At 65.3% G+C, this 16345-nt stretch carries 13 protein-coding genes; 10 read left to right on the top strand and 3 right to left on the bottom strand.

Annotated features, from left to right (window positions below; all coding sequences use genetic code 11):
• Window positions 1–33: 33 nt before the first annotated feature.
• From ACQE2J_RS04025 to betT, 3 genes are all read left to right on the top strand, one after another.
• Window positions 34–1416 carry an NAD-dependent succinate-semialdehyde dehydrogenase gene (locus ACQE2J_RS04025; protein ID WP_135539049.1) on the top strand — a complete coding sequence of 461 codons (1383 nt, stop codon included), beginning with the start codon at window positions 34–36 and terminating at the stop codon, window positions 1414–1416.
• A gap of 208 nt (window positions 1417–1624) precedes the next feature.
• Window positions 1625–3004, top strand: coding sequence for a short-chain fatty acid transporter (locus tag ACQE2J_RS04030; protein WP_135539047.1), 1380 nt, complete (start codon window positions 1625–1627; stop codon window positions 3002–3004).
• A 238-nt stretch (window positions 3005–3242) separates the two neighbouring features.
• Window positions 3243–5324, top strand: coding sequence for a choline BCCT transporter BetT (betT, locus tag ACQE2J_RS04035; RefSeq protein WP_426937117.1), 2082 nt, complete (start codon window positions 3243–3245; stop codon window positions 5322–5324).
• A 168-nt stretch (window positions 5325–5492) separates the two neighbouring features.
• Here betT and ACQE2J_RS04040 read toward each other — a convergent pair whose 3' ends face one another.
• Window positions 5493–6449: an aspartate dehydrogenase domain-containing protein gene (locus ACQE2J_RS04040; protein WP_425120199.1), complete on the bottom strand. Its 957-nt coding sequence runs from the start codon at window positions 6447–6449 to the stop codon at window positions 5493–5495.
• Between the two features lie 83 nt (window positions 6450–6532).
• On the opposite strand from ACQE2J_RS04040, the gene ACQE2J_RS04045 reads away from it, so the two are divergent.
• The 4 genes from ACQE2J_RS04045 (at window position 6533) to ACQE2J_RS04060 (ending at window position 9629) form a co-directional block, all read left to right on the top strand.
• Entirely contained in the window at window positions 6533–7153 is a 621-nt protein-coding gene (locus ACQE2J_RS04045) for a DNA-3-methyladenine glycosylase I (RefSeq protein ID WP_426937118.1), read from the top strand.
• The gene (locus tag ACQE2J_RS04050; RefSeq protein WP_426937119.1) at window positions 7150–7593 is read left to right on the top strand and encodes an NUDIX hydrolase; all 444 of its coding nucleotides are present in this window, start codon (window positions 7150–7152) and stop codon (window positions 7591–7593) included. The genes ACQE2J_RS04045 and ACQE2J_RS04050 overlap by 4 nt, the downstream gene beginning before the upstream one ends.
• Window positions 7594–7675: 82 nt before the next feature.
• On the top strand, window positions 7676–8905 hold the full coding sequence (locus tag ACQE2J_RS04055) for an MFS transporter (protein WP_426937120.1): 1230 nt from the start codon (window positions 7676–7678) through the stop codon (window positions 8903–8905).
• A gap of 112 nt (window positions 8906–9017) precedes the next feature.
• Window positions 9018–9629, top strand: coding sequence for a TetR/AcrR family transcriptional regulator (locus ACQE2J_RS04060; RefSeq protein WP_426937121.1), 612 nt, complete (start codon window positions 9018–9020; stop codon window positions 9627–9629).
• A 2-nt stretch (window positions 9630–9631) separates the two neighbouring features.
• On the opposite strand, the gene ACQE2J_RS04065 is transcribed toward ACQE2J_RS04060, so the two are convergent.
• Window positions 9632–11083, bottom strand: a complete 1452-nt coding sequence (locus ACQE2J_RS04065) for an MDR family MFS transporter (protein WP_426937122.1) — start codon at window positions 11081–11083, stop codon at window positions 9632–9634.
• 172 nt (window positions 11084–11255) lie between these two features.
• On the bottom strand, window positions 11256–11876 hold the full coding sequence (locus ACQE2J_RS04070; protein ID WP_426937123.1) for a histidine phosphatase family protein: 621 nt from the start codon (window positions 11874–11876) through the stop codon (window positions 11256–11258).
• A 231-nt stretch (window positions 11877–12107) separates the two neighbouring features.
• Between ACQE2J_RS04070 and ACQE2J_RS04075 the strand changes: the two genes are divergently transcribed.
• The 3 genes from ACQE2J_RS04075 to ACQE2J_RS04085 all read left to right on the top strand — a co-directional run bounded on the left by ACQE2J_RS04075 (window position 12108) and on the right by ACQE2J_RS04085 (window position 16185).
• Complete coding sequence (locus tag ACQE2J_RS04075) at window positions 12108–13445, top strand: MFS transporter (protein ID WP_426937124.1); 1338 nt, start codon at window positions 12108–12110, stop codon at window positions 13443–13445.
• On the top strand, window positions 13438–15090 hold the full coding sequence (locus ACQE2J_RS04080; protein ID WP_426937125.1) for a TIGR03767 family metallophosphoesterase: 1653 nt from the start codon (window positions 13438–13440) through the stop codon (window positions 15088–15090). Before ACQE2J_RS04075 ends, ACQE2J_RS04080 begins: the two co-directional genes overlap by 8 nt.
• A 120-nt stretch (window positions 15091–15210) precedes the next feature.
• The gene (locus tag ACQE2J_RS04085; protein ID WP_426937126.1) at window positions 15211–16185 is read left to right on the top strand and encodes a LacI family DNA-binding transcriptional regulator; all 975 of its coding nucleotides are present in this window, start codon (window positions 15211–15213) and stop codon (window positions 16183–16185) included.
• Window positions 16186–16345: the final 160 nt, after the last annotated feature.

Here is a 16345-nt window from a genome sequence, read left to right on the forward strand (position 1 = left end):
AGACCCCCACATCGAAGTGAAACGAGGACAGTCATGACCAGCACCATGTACCGCGTGACCAACCCGGCGACCGGCGAAGTCGCCGAAGAGTTCGCCACCAACTCCGATTCCGAGATCCTCGCCGCACTCGATCGTTCGGCCACGGCCTTCACCGACTGGGGGCGGACCCCGGTCTCCGAGCGTGCGGCCATCCTCACCAGGGTCTCGGAGATCTACGCCGAACGCGCCGAGGAGCTCGCCGAGGTCATCCGACTCGAGATGGGCAAGGCCCTTCCCGAGGGCAAGGGCGAAGTCCAGCTGAGCTCGATGATCTACAAGTACTTCGCCGACAACGCCGAGGCGTTCATGGCCGATGAGCCTCTGCGTGGGCCCGAGAACGCCACCGCGATGATCCGCCGCAAGCCCGTGGGCTCGCTGCTGGGCATCATGCCGTGGAACTTCCCCTACTACCAGGTCGCCCGGTTCGCCGCCCCCAACCTGGCTCTGGGTAACACGATCCTGCTCAAGCACGCTCCGCAGTGCCCGCGTTCGGCTCAGATCATGGAGGAGATCTTCATCGAGGCGGGTCTGCCCGAAGGTGCTTACATCAACATCTATGCGAGCAACGAGCAGGTCGCCGAGATCATCCTGCCTGATCCGCGCAACCACGGCGTGTCCTTGACCGGGTCCGAACGCGCCGGTGCCGCCGTCGCCGCCGAGGCGGGCAAGAACCTCAAGAAGGTCGTCCTCGAACTCGGTGGGTCCGATCCCTACATCCTCCTCGACTCCGCCGACGTCCAGGCGTCGGCGAAGACCTTCTTCCGCACCCGCATGGGCAACACCGGGCAGGCCTGCAACTCGCCGAAGCGGATGATCGTCATGGACGACCTCTACGACGACTTCGTCGCCTCCATCACCGAGGAGGCCAAGAAGTCCACCCCCGCCACCCCTGGTGAGGAGGGCTCCCGCCTGTCCCCGCTGTCCTCGGTGGCCGCGGCCGACCGTTTCGTCGAGCAGGTTCAGGACACCGTCAGCCAGGGTGCGACCCTCCTTGCCGGCGGCAAGCGCTACGACGGCGGCGGAGCCTACGTCGAACCCGTCGTCCTCACCGATGTGAAGAAGGGGATGCGCGGGTACTATGAGGAGCTCTTCGGCCCCGCCGTCATCGTCTACCGGGTCGGCAGTGAGGAAGAGGCTGTGGAACTGGCCAACGACACCCCGTTCGGCCTCGGTGCTGCGGTGTTCTCCGGCGATGTCGAGCGGGCCGAGCGCGTCGGCGCTCAGATCGATTCGGGCATGGTCTTCCTCAACGCTCCCGAAGGCTCACGCGAATTCCTGCCCTTCGGCGGCGTGAAGCGCTCCGGTGTCGGCCGTGAGCTGGGGCCGCTGGCCATGGACGAGTTCGTCAACAAGCAGCTCGTGTACAAGCAGCACTGATCGCTGACTCGGGCCGCCGAGGGTCATTGGCTGGCTGACAGCCACTGGCCAGGAGCCGGTCACCGACGGAGAGACAGTCGTCGGTGACCGACGAATCCGGTCACGATTGAGTGCTGATTTCCGTCAGGGCGCTGTTCCGTTCCGTGGGACAGCGCCCTGATTGTATGCTGAGACTGCACACAGCTAACTCTCAGCGGGAGGTCTCCCCATGTCGGCACCGAAGCCGTCAACTCAGGTCAATGCCGCAGCTTCGAAGGGGATCATGCGGCCGATCAACCGATTCCTCGAACAATGGATACCGTCGGCACTGACCTTCGCCATCGTTCTCAGCCTCATCGTCGCGGTCCTCGCGCTCATCTTCACCGACGCCGGCCCGGTGGAAGTCGTCACCGGCTGGGGTGAGGGCCTGGCCGGTCTGCTCGAGTTCATGACGCAGATGTGTCTGATCCTCCTGCTCGGTCACATCCTCGCCAACACCGGTCCCGTCCGGAAGCTGCTGGCATGGCTGGCGCGGGTGCCCGGCAACGCCACCTTCTCCTACATCTTCGTCTTCGTGGTCGCTGCCCTCGCCAGCCTCATCACTTGGGGCCTCGGTCTCGTCGTCGGCGCCCTGCTGGCCCGCGAGATCGCGGTGCAGTCGCGTGAGCGCGGCATCAAGGTCCACTTCCCGCTGCTCGTCGCCGCCGGCTACTCCGGCTTCGTCGTCTGGCACATGGGCTATTCGGGTTCGGGTCCGCTGACTGCGGCCACCTCGGACTCCTTCCTCTCCGACTCCCTCGGCGGGCAGACGGTCCCCGTGTCCGAGACGATCTTCGCCGGTTGGAATCTGCTCGCCATCCTCGGGGTCATCGTCGTCTGCGGTTTCCTCTTCTTCCTCATCGCCCCGAAGTCCGGTGCTCCGGTCTACGAACTGCCCGCCTCGGTGACGTCGGAGGAGCAGTCCGAGGCCGACGATGAGGTCGTCACCCCGGCCGACCGCATCGATGCTTCGAGGATCCTCACCCTCGTCGTCGGGCTCGCTCTCGTCGTCTACCTCGCCATCCACTTCGCTCAGGGTGGGGGACTGACCCTCGACATCGTCAACTGGTCCTTCCTCGCGCTCATCCTGCTGCTGGTGAAGAACCCCTTCGAACTCATCCACCTGACGAAGGGAGCCGCCTCGAACGTCGGCGAGATCCTGCTGCAGTTCCCGCTCTACGCCGGCATCCTCGGCATCATGTCGACCACGGGCCTCATCGCCGTGTTCTCCGCTGCCTTCGTCTCGATCTCGAACACCACCACCTTCGGTGTCCTCGCCCTGCTCTCGGCTGGTCTCGTCAACTTCTTCGTCCCCTCGGGCGGCGGGCAGTTCGCCGTGCAGGGGCCGATCATGCTCGATGCGGCCAACCAGCTCGGTGTCGATCCCTCGATCGCGATCATGGCCGTGTCCTACGGCGACCAGTGGACGAACATGCTGCAGCCGTTCTGGGCGCTGCCGGTGCTCGCGATCGCCGGGCTGAAGATGCGCGACATCCTCGGCTACACCGTCATCACGTTCCTCGGCGCTGGGGTGGTGATGGCCGCCGCACTCCTCCTCGTCTCCCTCTGACTCGCACCGGCCCGCGGCGGAGTGTGATCCGCCGACCTGTAAGTCGGCTGTGACCACCCTGGGAAGTGACCGTATGTGTCTCTGTGGTAACCTCCGATGTTGGCCATCTCCAGTCATAGGGAGCGGGCAAGGACGGAACTTTCCATTACGCAACAATCGTTGATCACGCTCGGTTGAGCATGCTGTTCGACCGGGTCCGATGACACGACGCGACCGCGTCCGGATAAGGAGCTCACACATGTCAGCATCACTCGACACCCCGCCGGGTGACTCGAAGGGAGAGACGAAGGGCGGTGCGAAGCCCTCGCTGCCGCCGGTGAATAAGCGGGTATTCATCGCCGCAGCCCTCGGCACCCTGGCGATCACCCTCTGGGCGCTTATCGCCCCCGCGAATGCCGAGGCGGTTCTCGGCGCCGTCGTCGGCTGGACCTCCGACTGGTTCGGATGGTTCTACGTCCTCCTCGTTCTCGCCGTGCTCGTCTTCGTCATCTACCTCGCCGCCTCCCGCTACGGCAATACGAAGCTCGGTCCCGAGCACTCGAAGCCCGAGTTCGGTCTTGTGGCCTGGGCGTCGATGCTCTTCGCCGCCGGTATCAGCACCGACCTCATGTTCTTCGCCGTGGCCGAACCGGTCACGATGTATCTGACTCCGCCGAGCACCGAAGCCGAAACGGTCGACGCCGCTCGCGAATCCACCGTGTGGGCGCTGTTCCACTACGGACTGAGCGGTTGGGGTCTCTACGCGCTCATGGGTATGGCGTTGGCCTATTTCGCCTACCGGATGAACATGCCGCTGGCGATCCGTTCGGCGCTGGCCCCGATCTTCGGCAAACGGGTCCAAGGTGCACTGGGCGAGACCGTCGACCTCGCTGCTCTGCTGGGCACGATCTTCGGTGTGGCCACCTCGTTGGGCATCGGCGTCGTCATGGTCAACGTCGGTCTCAACACGGTCTTCGGGATTCCGATCGGCACCGCCACTCAGGTCGGCATCGTCGTCGTCGGCGTCGGCGTCGCAACTCTCTCTGCCGTGTCGGGTGTGGACAAGGGCATCAAGTTCCTGTCCATTCTCAACGTCGTCCTCGCGATCGGGCTGAGCCTGTGGGTGCTCGTGGCCGGCAACACCCAGTACCTGCTCAATGCGCTCGTCCTCAACGTCACCGACTTCATCCGCCTGTTCCCGAACATGGCCGGACAGACCTTCGCCTTTGAGGACACCGGCACGTGGATGACCGACTGGACCCTGTTCTTCTGGGCCTGGTGGATCGCCTTCGCCTCGTTCGTCGGCCTCTTCCTCGCTCGCATCTCGCGCGGACGAACCATCCGCCAGTTCGTGCTCGGCACCCTGACGATTCCGTTCATCTACATCTTCATGTGGATCTCGATCTACGGAAACTCGGCGCTGGACGTCATCCGCAGCGGTGACAAGAAGTTCGGCGAGTCGGTCATTCTCAACCCCGAGGGCGGCTTCTACGATCTGCTCTCCCGCTACCCGGCCTTCACCTTCATCGCCGGTCTGGCGACGATCACGGCCCTGCTGTTCTACGTCACCACTGCGGACTCCGCTGCCCTGGTGATGGCGAATCTGTCGTCCAATCTGCGCAACCCGCAGGAGGACGGTCGTGCCGGTCTGCGCATCTTCTGGGCACTGTCCACCGGCGCCCTGACGGTGTCGATGCTGCTCGTCGGCGGGATCGGAGCGTTGCAGAATGCGACGGTGATCATGGGCCTGCCCTTCGCCTTCGTCGTCATCCTCGTGATGATCGGTCTGTACAAGGCGCTGCGGGTCGAAGCACACCGGGTCGACAGCATCGACACGAGCCTGCCCGCTTCTCTGGCCCGCCGCTCCCGCGGTCCCGGCCACGAGACCTGGCAGCGTCAGCTGGGCCGTGTCCTGTCCTTCCCGAACGAGGCTCGTGCCCGTGAGTTCGAACGGAAGGTGCTCACCCCGACCCTCACCGAGGTGGCCGAAGAGATGGAAGGCCGAGGCATCAGTTCCCGCTGCGGCCGCGTCGACAACGAAGGCATCTTCGTCGAAGACGGCGAACTCATCCAGTTCGAGGTCGACGGGGAAGGGGAGTACCCCTTCCGCTACCAGGTCTGGCCGCACAAGGTCAGCGTGCCCTCCTTCGGCGGTATGGTCCCCCGCGGTTCCGGCGAGGACTATTACCGCATGGAGGTCTACCTCGACGGCGGCACCGGTCAGGGCTACGACATCATGGGCTTCTCGAAGGAGCAGATCATCGATGACGTGCTCGACCAGTACGAACGTCACGTCGAATTCCTCCAGCTGCAGGAGAACATCGCCACCGGCGAGGACTGACACCGGCGCTGAGGTCCTCAGTGAAGTCTGATGTCCTCACGCGGAGATCAACGCCCGGGAACACCGACCTATGGGTCGATGGTCCCGGGCGTTGTCATTGCCTCACCGAGGCGGCCGAGCGGGTCAGCGGCTGACCTTCGCCGAGGCGGCCGAGCGGTGGATGAGCGCTTATGCGCGGATCGCGCGGCGCAGGGTGCGGGTGACCGACAGGGCGGTGAGACCACTGGTGGCCGGGTTCTCCGGGCTCGGGGTCGAACGGATGTCGAAGGCGAACTCGCCGGCCGATCCTGCCGCCCGAACCTGGTGCGCCGATTGGGTCTGGCCGGCGACGGCGAGGAGTTCGACCCGCACCCGCTGGAGAGAGTCCGCGAGCAGAGAGACCTCGATCCCGGAGTCGGCACCGGTGGGCAGGCCGCCTCCGGTGTGCGCAGAGGCTCCCGGCAGGCCGCGGATGGCCCATGCCAAGGCGACCGCGATGTTGACGTTGGCAGGGAACTTCACGATCGCCTCGGCGGGGTTGCCAGCGAAGACGCTCACGGGACCGTCTTGAGGGCGAAGAGCGCGGAGCCGGTCGGCCTCGGTCTCGGACATCCACGGTCGGATGAGCCCTGTCGCCTCCTTTGACGTGGTGATCTCGACCGTGTCGAGTCCACCGGCCTGTGCCGCGGCTTCGAGCACATCGAGTCCGCCGATGGCTCCATTCGTCACGTGCAGGCGACCGGGCCCGGCGAGCAGCGCCGCGCGGGTTGCGGCCTCGGCGAGGGCACCGACGCTCGTGAGCACGAGCGGCTTGCCCGCGGCGATGACAGCGGGACCGAACCGGGCGGCGGCAGGGACCCCGGCGCATTCGACGATGATGTCGAAGTCGTCGAACATCCTCGGTGACGGCGACGGCGACGGTGACGGGATGGGCGATGCTGTCGGTGGCGGGCTCGGTTCGCCGAGGTCGGCGGTGAGCGTGGCGAGGTCGACCACCTCGGCGCCGTGATGGGGGCGATCGGCGTGCTTGGCCATGTCCGAGACCAGGGCGGTCACAGTCAGCGTGCCGGCGGTGATCTCGGGGGTGAGGAGTTGGGCGATGTGGCGGCCGATGGCGCCGAATCCGAGGAACAGCACAGAGGTCATGGCCGCACCCTAGTCGAGCGGTCTGACATTCGCGATCCGGTCCTCCGGGCAGCCGCGTCAGTCGGTCGCGATACGGTTGCCTCATGGACGAAGAACCACAGTCAGCCGCCAGCGGGGGAGCGGTCGTCGGTGAGGACGGGCTGGCCCGCTCCCCGTGGGCGTACGGCGATCCGCTGCTCCTGAGCTACTACGACACCGAGTGGGGGCTGCCCATCCACGACGAAGCGGGACTGTTCGAGCGGATGAGCCTCGAAGGATTCCAGGCCGGACTGTCGTGGCTGACGATTCTCAAGAAGCGGGAACGCTTCCGCGAGGTCTTCGCCGGTTTCGACTCCGAGACCGTGGCGGCCTTCGGTGAGGCGAAGATCGATGCGCTGCTCGGCGATGCCGGCATCATCCGTCACCGCGGGAAGATCGAAGCCTGCATCAGCAATGCCGCGCGCGTCATCGAACTGCGCGAAGACGGCGGACTCGACGCGTTCCTCTGGTCGTTCAGACCGGCACAGACGCCGCGCCCGCGCACCGTCGCTGAAGTCCCGACCACCGGGCCGGAATCCGCGGCACTGTCGAAGGCACTGAAGAAGAAGGGGTTCCGATTCGTCGGCCCCACCACGATGTACGCCCTTATGGAGGCCGTGGGCATGGTCGACACCCACCTGCTCGACTCCCACCGCCGAGGCACCTCCGGGGTGTGGTCGGAATGAACGATATCCGCGTCTCCGCGCTCGTCCTCCTCCACCCGGAGCGGGAGGAACTGCTCATGGTCCGCAAGGCGGGCACCACAGCGTTCATGCTGCCCGGTGGGAAGCCCGAGACGGGGGAGTCCGCCGAGGACACCATCGTCAGAGAGATCGCCGAGGAGCTCGGACTCGATCTGCGCTCAGCTCGGCTGCAGCCCTTGGGCACATTCACCGCCGCTGCCGCGAACGAGGCCGATCATCGGGTCATCGGCGATGTGTTCTGCTACGACGGTCTGCCGGACGGACTCGATGTCGAGAACATCGCGCACCTGGCCGAGATCGCCGAGGCCGGATGGTTTCCCATCTCCCCGCTGCCGGCCGACACCGCGGACCGCCAGTTCGCGCCCCTGACCCGCAACGAGGTGATCCCCGCGCTGTTGGCCGCCGGCAGGCTCGCCGGTTGAGGCGTCTCTGCTGATAGCAGGCTCGCCGGTCGACATGTCTGTGCGTACAGCAGGGGAGGCTCAGATGTCGTAACCTCGGACTATGAGCCCTGAACATCATCACCAGCGGACCTACACGCCGGCATTGCTGGGCTTGGTGTGGACGGCGATGTTCGGCTTCTCGGCCTTCTTCTTCACCTATTCGACGACGGTGACGATCGCAGCAGCCAGCGGACTGTCGACGGTCACCGGCGGATCCGTGCTCACGACGATGATGATCGGCGTCATCGCCGTCCAGTCCTTCGCACCGTGGGCCGGTCGTGTGTTCGGCTTCAAGGGTTCGCTGCTGTTCGCGATCGTCTTGCAGTTCCTCGGCCAGCTCCTCGGGCTGTTCGTCAGCCCGGCACTGCCGGCGCTGGTCCTCGCCGGTCTCTGCGGAGGCATCGGGTTCGGTCTCTTCGTCGTCCTCGCCAATGCTGCGGTGCCGGCCACGACGACGCCGGGACGGATCGGCAAGGCGCTCGGCTTCTTCGGTGGAATCACCTCCCTGGCCGCCGCCGTCGGTGCTCCGCTGGGACTGTGGCTGGTGGAGACGATCCCGATCTCGGTGTTCCGCATCATCGTCTGCGTCTGTCTGCTCCTGGCCGTCCCGACGGTGCTGAAGTTCGTTCCCGGGCGGGCCCCTCGGCGGGGGCAGGGCGAAGCCGGCACCTCGGACAATGGCGGTGGCGCCGTCGAGGTCCGATCCGGGCGCAACGAGAAGCGGAACCTGCGCTGGGCCGGACGCCGGGCCGGTGGTGCACTCGGCCTCGTCCTCATGCTCTCGCCGTTCCTTGTCGGGATGATCGTCTTCGGCATCATCGTCGGCTTCGGGCCGGGCGACGAGGTGTCTGCAGCGGCCGTGTTCATTGCGGGCATGCAGGTCTCGGCGGTGATCGGACGCTTCGTCGCCGGCAACGTGGCCGACAGCTTCCCGCCCTTCGCGCTCAACATCCTCGGCCTCGTCTTGGCCGCGATCGGTCTGGTCTGCGCCGTGATCCTCTATGGTGGGACGCTGTTCATCGCGATGCTCATCATCGGTCTGGGATTGGGCACCATGCAGTCGGCGAGCCTTGTCATGGCCTTCTCCTCGGTGAGCACGCCGAGTCGTGCCAGCGTCGCGTGGAACATGAACTTCGACATCGGTCTCGCCATCGCCGGAGTGGTCGGCGGGCTCGGCTTCACCTATCTCGGATCGTCGTCGACGTTCCTGCTGTGTGCTCTGGCCCTGCTGCTCGCCGGGGCTCTGTCATGGATTGCGCGGACCGTGCAGGAACGGCACTCAGGGCGGTGACGCGTCCTCCGCTTCTGCCGGCGCCGGTTTCGCCCGACCTCGCGGCCGGTGACGGAACACAGCGCCGAAAAATATCTTTTCAATGGAAAGTTTGCTCGGGTACGATCGAAGTGTGACTTATCATCATGGGGATCTGAGGCGGACGCTGCTGGCACAGACCGCCTCGGCGATCGCCGAGGACGGCGTCGCCAAACTCAGCATGCGGGCTCTGGCGAAGCGGGCGGGTGTCTCGAATGCCGCGCCGACCTATCACTTCGGCGACAAGGCCGGGCTGCTCACGGCGCTCGCGGCCGAAGGGTTCGACCTGCTCGCGGAGGCGATGAGCGGGTTCGGAGACGGAGGCGGGGCCCACTCCGTCGGTGATCGCCGCGACGGCGCGGCAGATGCCGGCGGCGACGAACACGGGCTCGTCGCCCGCGGTGTCGCCTATGTGGAGTTCGCGTTGGCCTGCCCCTCACACTTCACCGTGATGTTCCAGCCTCGGCTGCTGCGCGAAGATGATGCGGATCTCGCGGCTGCGCGTCAGCGAGCCGGAGCCGCTCTCTCGGTCAGCGTGGCCGAGACCCGGTCGGGTCCGGACGCCGATTTCGGGGTGGCCGCCTGGTCTCTCGTCCACGGCTACGCCACGCTTGTCCTCAGTGGCGCAGTGGAGCCGGAGGACGCGCTCAAGCAGGCCCGAGCCGTGGCCGCGCACCTCGTGGCAGATGGTGGAGGGACAGCCTGAGGCTACTTCTTCGTCGTCTTCTTCTGCCCCGCCTCGAGCCCGTGGGAGTTCCTGATGAAGAACGATCCGAGAATGCCCAGGACGCCGACGCAGGCGGCGACGAAGAAGGCGACATTCGCGCCGTGGACCAGTCCGGCCGCGCCGTAGGCCTCCGGGTTCCGGGCCGCCGAGACCATGATCGTCACCAGGGCCGCGGTGCCGACGGACGCCGCGATCTGACGCATGGTGTTGTTCAGCGCGGTGCCGTGCGGGATGAGGTGTGAGGGCAGCTGATTGAGTGCCGCCGTGGTCACCGGCATCATCACCATGGCCACGCCGAACATCCGAACGGTGTTGACGACGGCGAGGTAGACGAACGACGTGTCCGGTTCGAGGCGGGCGAACATGAACGTCGTGCCCGTGAGCAGAGTGAAACCGGCGACGGCCAGCCACTTCGCGCCGATCGCATCGAAGATGCGGCCGGTCACCGGCGACATCAGCCCCATCACGGCAGCTCCCGGCAACAGGGCCAGGCCCGACTCCATGGCCGAGAAGGTGTTCATGTTCTGCATGTACAGCGGCAGCACCATCATGCCGCCGACCATGACGATGAACACGCACATGCCCAGCAGCGTATTGAGGGTGAACATCCGGTAGCGGAGGATGCGGAACTCGAGGATCGGCTGCTCGAGCTTGGACTGGCGCAGGATGAACAGCGTCAGCGTCACCGCGCCGATGGCCAGCGGGACGAGCACCTCGGCGCTGATCCACCCCGCGTCACCGGCGGTGCCGAAGCCGAAGAGCAGACCGCCGAAGCCGAAGGTGGAGAGGATGATCGAGAGGATGTCGAGGCGGGGGAAGGTGCGTTCGGTGACGTTCTTGAGCAGGAAGTAGGCGACGGCGAGATCGATGATGGCGATCGGCAGCATCATGTAGAACAGCACCTGCCAGGGCAGGTGGTCGACGATCCAGCCGGAGAGGCTCGGTCCGATCGCCGGGGCGAAGGCGATGACGAGGCCGAAGGTGCCCATCGCCGAGCCGCGCTTCTCGACAGGGAAGATCGCGAAGAGGATCGTCTGCATCAGCGGCATGATGATGCCGCCGGCCGAGGCCTGGATGACACGGCCGATGAGCATCACGGGGTAGACCGGCGCTATGGCGCACACGAGGGTGCCGACGATGAATAGGCCCATCGCAGTGAAGAACAGTCCGCGGGTGGTGAACTTCTGGATGAGGAAGGCGGTCACCGGGATCATGATGCCGTTGACGAGCATGAAGCTCGTCGTCACCCACTGGGCAGCGCCCGAGGTGATGTCGAAGTAGTCCATGAACGCCGGCAGGGCGGTGTTGAGCAGGGTCTGGTTGAGGATGATGACGAATGCGCCGGAGACGAGGACCGCGAGGACGAGGTTCCGGTTGATCGGGGTGCGGTCTGCCGGGTCCTGCTGGTTGCTGTCTCCGTTCGTCAATGGCATCCCTTCACTTCATAGTCCGCTGCGTCTCTTCTCTCGACACGCCTCCTGCTGAGAATGCGTGCCGATTCGGCCCCTCATCGCGCCCAGAGAATAAATTCCCAAGTTATATAATGGTCTCATGCAGTTTAGCGCACGGCTCTCGCCGAGGCAGCCCCGGGTCAGTGTGATTTCATCAACGTGGGTGCTGGGTGAAGCTGGACGAACGGGCGGGCATCGAGGTGAGGAGCCGGAGCTCGGCATTGCGCAGATGGGGCAGGGTGCGGTGTGCGGTCGGGGTCATTCCGCGCAGCCACGCCTCGGCGATCTGCAGGACATCCCCGTGCGCCACGAGGACGATGTCCGAGGGCGCATGCGCACGTAGCAGCTCTTCCACGAGGCTACGCGTGCGGAGTGCGACCTCGGCCGGCGTTTCGACTCCGGGCGGAAGGGGGCTGCCATGCGTATCCGCGGCCCACACGCCGTCGTAAAGAGCGGAGGAGCCTCCCTCGAGCGATCCGAAGTCCCGCTCTCGCAGGCGGGTGTCTACGCGGGGCTCGCCCGTGCCCCAGATCTCTGCAGCGATCTCAGCGGTCTCCCGGGCGCGTGCGAAGTCGCTCGTGATGACGAGCGCATCGGCTGCGAGGGGATTGGCCCGCGCGCCTGCGGCGGCCTGTTCTCGGCCCAATTCGGTCAGCTTCGCCCAGAAGAACGCCTCGGTGCCCGGGCGGCTGACGATGACGCCCTCCCGGTTGGCGCGACTCTCACCGTGTCGCAGCGCCCAGAGTCTCGAAGCGCCGTTGCGTTCATTCGACAATACTGGTCAGCTCCTTGAAGTGTCGGTTCTGCTTTCGACGATTCGATGCTCGGCAGTGTCTTGCGTGAGTGTGGCGTGGAGATGAATTCTCGTGCCGCCACCGGATTCCATCCGGCGATTGCTTGTGCGGCACACTTTTGCCAGTGTAGCGTTTAAATCGATTTAGCAACCTGGATTTCGGGGCGGCGTCCGTCTCGATTCGTGCGCTCAGAGACGACGAGGTGGCAGGACATGAATTTCGACGGCTTCGACAGCCCCAAGACCAAACGATTCCAACGGAAGGTGACGCTCCTGTCGGCAGGTGGGACCTTCCTCGACGGGTTCGACCTGACTGTCATCGCGGTCGCCCTCCCGATGATCGCCAACGAATGGGACGTCGGTGCCTGGGAGAAGTCGCTGATCACCAGCTCGGCGATCATCGGCTCATTCATCGGCGCCGCCGTGCTCGGCAATCTCACCGACCGGTTCGGCCGCAAAGCGATGTACGTCATCGACCTGCTCGCCTTCGTGATTTTCGCGGCGCTGACCGCGTTCTCCCAAGACGTCTGGCAGCTCATCATCTTCCGGTTCCTGCTCGGCATCGGGATCGGGGCCGACTATCCGATCTCGGCGACCATCGTGTCCGAATTCGCCTCCAAGAAGGGACGAGGGAAGCTCTCCACCTCCCTCGGCGCCATGTGGTTCGTCGGAGCCGTCGCCGCCTATCTCGTCGGGCTCGTAGTCTTGCCGCTGGGAGACTTCGCTTGGCGCGCGCTGTTGCTGGTGGGAGCGGCTTTCGCGCTCATCGTCTTCATCTTCCGCGTTCAGCTCCCCGAATCGCCGCGCTGGCTGCTCGCTCACGGGCGAGCCGAAGACGCTAAGAACGTCGTCGAAAAGGTCACCGGCGTGCGCCCGACCGCGACGGAGATCGCGGGCGACGATCGCCCCAAGCCGGGCGAGTCGTCGAAGCTTTTCGTAGGTATACAGCGCCGACGCACCCTTTTCGTCTGCGGATTCTGGTTCTGCTATGCCACCGCCTACTACGGAATCTCTATGTATACACCGACCATTCTGGAGCCGTTCACCAGCGGCTCCCACGTCAGTGTGATCATCGGGTCCGGAGTCATCGCGCTTCTCGGGCTGGTCGGTTCCGTCATCGGCATGAACCTCGTCGACTCCTGGGGACGGCGTCCGCTCATCATCACATCCTTCGCCGGTCTCACAGCTGCCCTCATCGTGCTGGCCGCCGTCGTCGGACCGAGCTTCGGCTTCCTCGTCGTTCTGTTCAGCATCGCCGTCCTTTTCGCGAACTCCGGCGGCGGCATCCTCAACTTCGTCTATCCGACCGAGCTCTTCCCGACATCCCTGCGGGCAACGGGATCGGGCCTCGCGACCTCGGTGAGCCGCATTGGATCAATTCTGGGCGTGCTGGCGTTTCCGAACCTCGTGGCCGCGTGGGGGAACAACGCAGCTCTCTGGGTCTTCGCCGCTGTCGGCGCGGCCGGTCTGCTGATCTGCGTGTTCATGGCTCCGGAGACGAAGAACCGCAGCCTGGAGGAGATCAACTTCGAGGAGGCCGCTCGTGTTTGAGCAGAACCGTATCCCGGTGGTGTCCTCGGTCGAATCGACGCTGGTTCCCGGCGAAGAGCGACCTTACCGTCGGCTGCACCGTGGCCCGGGCGAACCCCACCTCGAGCGCCGAGACCTGATGTCGCAGAGCTCGGGCGGAGGTCCGAGAGCCGATGAGAGGTCGATGGCCGGACTCATCCATTTCACGGACTTCCAGATCGCAGATCTCGCCTCTCCGAGCAGAGTGGAGTTCCTTCAGCGGCTTGTCGGGGAGAAGGGCTGGGAGCGGATGCTCCCTGCGTACCGCCCACAGGAATTCATGCTGGCCCAGGCGATCGAACTCATCGTGCGCAGCATGAATGCTTTCGCCGCAGAGGACCCCGAGAGGTGGACTCTCGCCCTCACGACCGGCGATAACACTGACTCAGCGCAGCACAATGAACTCACCACGTTCCTCAACTGTCTCGAGGGAGGGCGGATCGAACCCGCCGCCGGCACCCGCGGATTCTCCGATGCCCCCGTGGGCCTAGGCGACGACCATTACTACAACCCGGAGCCGTGGTCGGAGGACGTCTGGAAGTCGAGCCTCGGTCTGCCTACCTATCCCGGCGCCGTAGCCGCCTCGGTGCAGCCGTTCGACGCCGTCGGCCTGAGGATTCCCTGGTTGAGCTGCTTCGGCAATCACGACTGCCTAGTGCAGGGGCGTGCCGCACGGCCGGAGGGCTACAACGACATCCTCACCGGCTCGTCGAAGCCGGTCGACCGTCCCGCAGATGCTCCGAGCGGTGACAAGCTCTCCGCCTATGTCGAGGACCCCACATGGGTGTCGACGGGCCGCGCTGACGAGATAGAAGCGCGGGACGATCGCCGAATGGTGTCGAAGCGGGAGTACATCGAACAGCACCTCGCGGCACCCGGGGCGCCGAGCGGCCACGGATTCACGGCGGACAACTTCACCACAGGGCATGCCTACTATGTCTACGACGGGCTTCCCGGGATCAGGATGATCGTCTTGGACACCACCAATATCGCCGGTCACGTCGACGGCTGCGTCGATGATGCCCAATTCGTCTGGCTGGAAGAGAGGCTAGCCGAAGTGCACAGCCGCTATCGCGCGGTCGACGGGAGCACTGTGCAGGCGGATGGTGAGGATCGCATCGTCGTCATCGCCTCCCACCACGGCCTGTCGACGATGACGAATGACTTCGGAGGCGAAACTTACGATGACGGTGAGGAGAAGGGAAAGCGCCACCTCGCCGCCGACGTCGAGGCGCTGCTCCACCGGTTCGGCAATGTCGCCCTGTGGCTCTCGGGCCACACTCACATCAACAAGATCACTCCGCGTCCGGGAGCGAGCGGCGGCTTCTGGGAAGTGTCGACTGCATCCATCGCAGAATGGCCGGTGCAGTTTCGAAGCATCGAGATCTTCGCGGGTGCCGAGGCGCTCAGGGTGCGGACCACGATGGTGGATTCGCAGGTTCCGGCCGCGCCGGACGGTTCTCTCGATCTGGCCGATCTGGCGTCGTTGCATCGGGAGATCGGCGCAAACGATCCTGGCTCCGTCGGCGGTCTCCACGCGCAGGGGTCGCCGGCCGACCGTAACCAGGATCTCCTTGTCCCGGTGTCGCCCGAGCTGCTGAAGTCCCTGGCTCGGGATCCGCGGTAATGTGAGAGCGCTTTCCGCCTGCGCAGCGGTGATGAGACGATGAGCCGTCGAGACGAGGAGGACGGGGTGGCATCAGGGCGCTCTGGAGCACACGCGGGGCGACGGCCCACAGTGCGAACGGTGGCCGAGGCCGCAGGCGTCTCACCATCTCTCGTCAGCTTCGTGTTCAACAAACGACCTGGGGTGTCCGAAGCGACGAGATCGCACATCCTCGAAGTGGCAGCAGAACTCGGCTATCAGCCCGATCCGCGGGCACGCGAGCTGCGCACCGGCAAGGCGATGACGATGGGGCTGGTCGTCCGCAACGTCGCCAATCCGTTCTTCAACGAACTGCTCATGGGGATGCAGGAGAACGCCGAACCGGACGGCGTCTCCATTCTCGCCACTGACACGCAGTTCGACCCGGCGCGAGAGGATGCACATGTCCGTTCGCTGGCGTCCCGGAGACCTGCCGGTCTGGCGATCGTGCCGGTCGGCGACGCCGTTGCGGTGAAGCTCTGGCAGAGTCTGCAGCCGGACACGCCCCTGGTCATCGTCAATGCCACCCTGGCCGCCGCACCGGAAGTTCCCCACGTCACTCCGGATGACGTCTCCGCGGTACGTCTGGCCTTCGACCATCTCCAGAACCTGGGACACCGTCGCATCGCCCTGCTGTCGGCGCCGGCCGATCTCATGCCCGATCGCGATCGCTTCGATGAGTACCTGCGTCTGTGTTCGGTTCGGGGCCTGGAGCCGATGCCGATTCATGCGTCTCTCCGCGGTGACGGACTGACCGACCACCTGAGAGGCGTGTTCGCTGCTGCGCCGGGACAACGGCCCACCGCCATCATCACGAACTCGGACCACACTGCCGCCTATGTCTACCACGCAGTCAGACAGCAGGGACTGTCAGTCGGAGCCGATGTCTCCGTGGTCGGCCATGACGATCTGTCGACATCGGCCCTGCTCCAGCCGGGGCTGACGACGATCAAGGCGGATCTGCGCGAAATGGGACGGCAGACATACCTCCGACTCACCGACTCGACCTTGGGCAACCATCGCGAACCTGTGGCGCTCGTCGTCCGCGGATCGACGGGGCCTCCTCGGCGGGTCTGAGATCGTCGGCTCCACGCGAGGAGTGAGGTCAGGGAACGGTGCCGAGCGCCTTCCGGAGGGCACCGATGGCGGGTCTGCGCGCGACCAGCGTCGACTTCGCATACTGCTCGCCTTCGATACGGAGTACATTCGTCTCGTCGATGATGACGCGTGTCGTGGG

It is taken from the genome of Brevibacterium sp. LE-L (genome assembly GCF_050214925.1).
GTDB lineage: Bacteria > Actinomycetota > Actinomycetes > Actinomycetales > Brevibacteriaceae > Brevibacterium.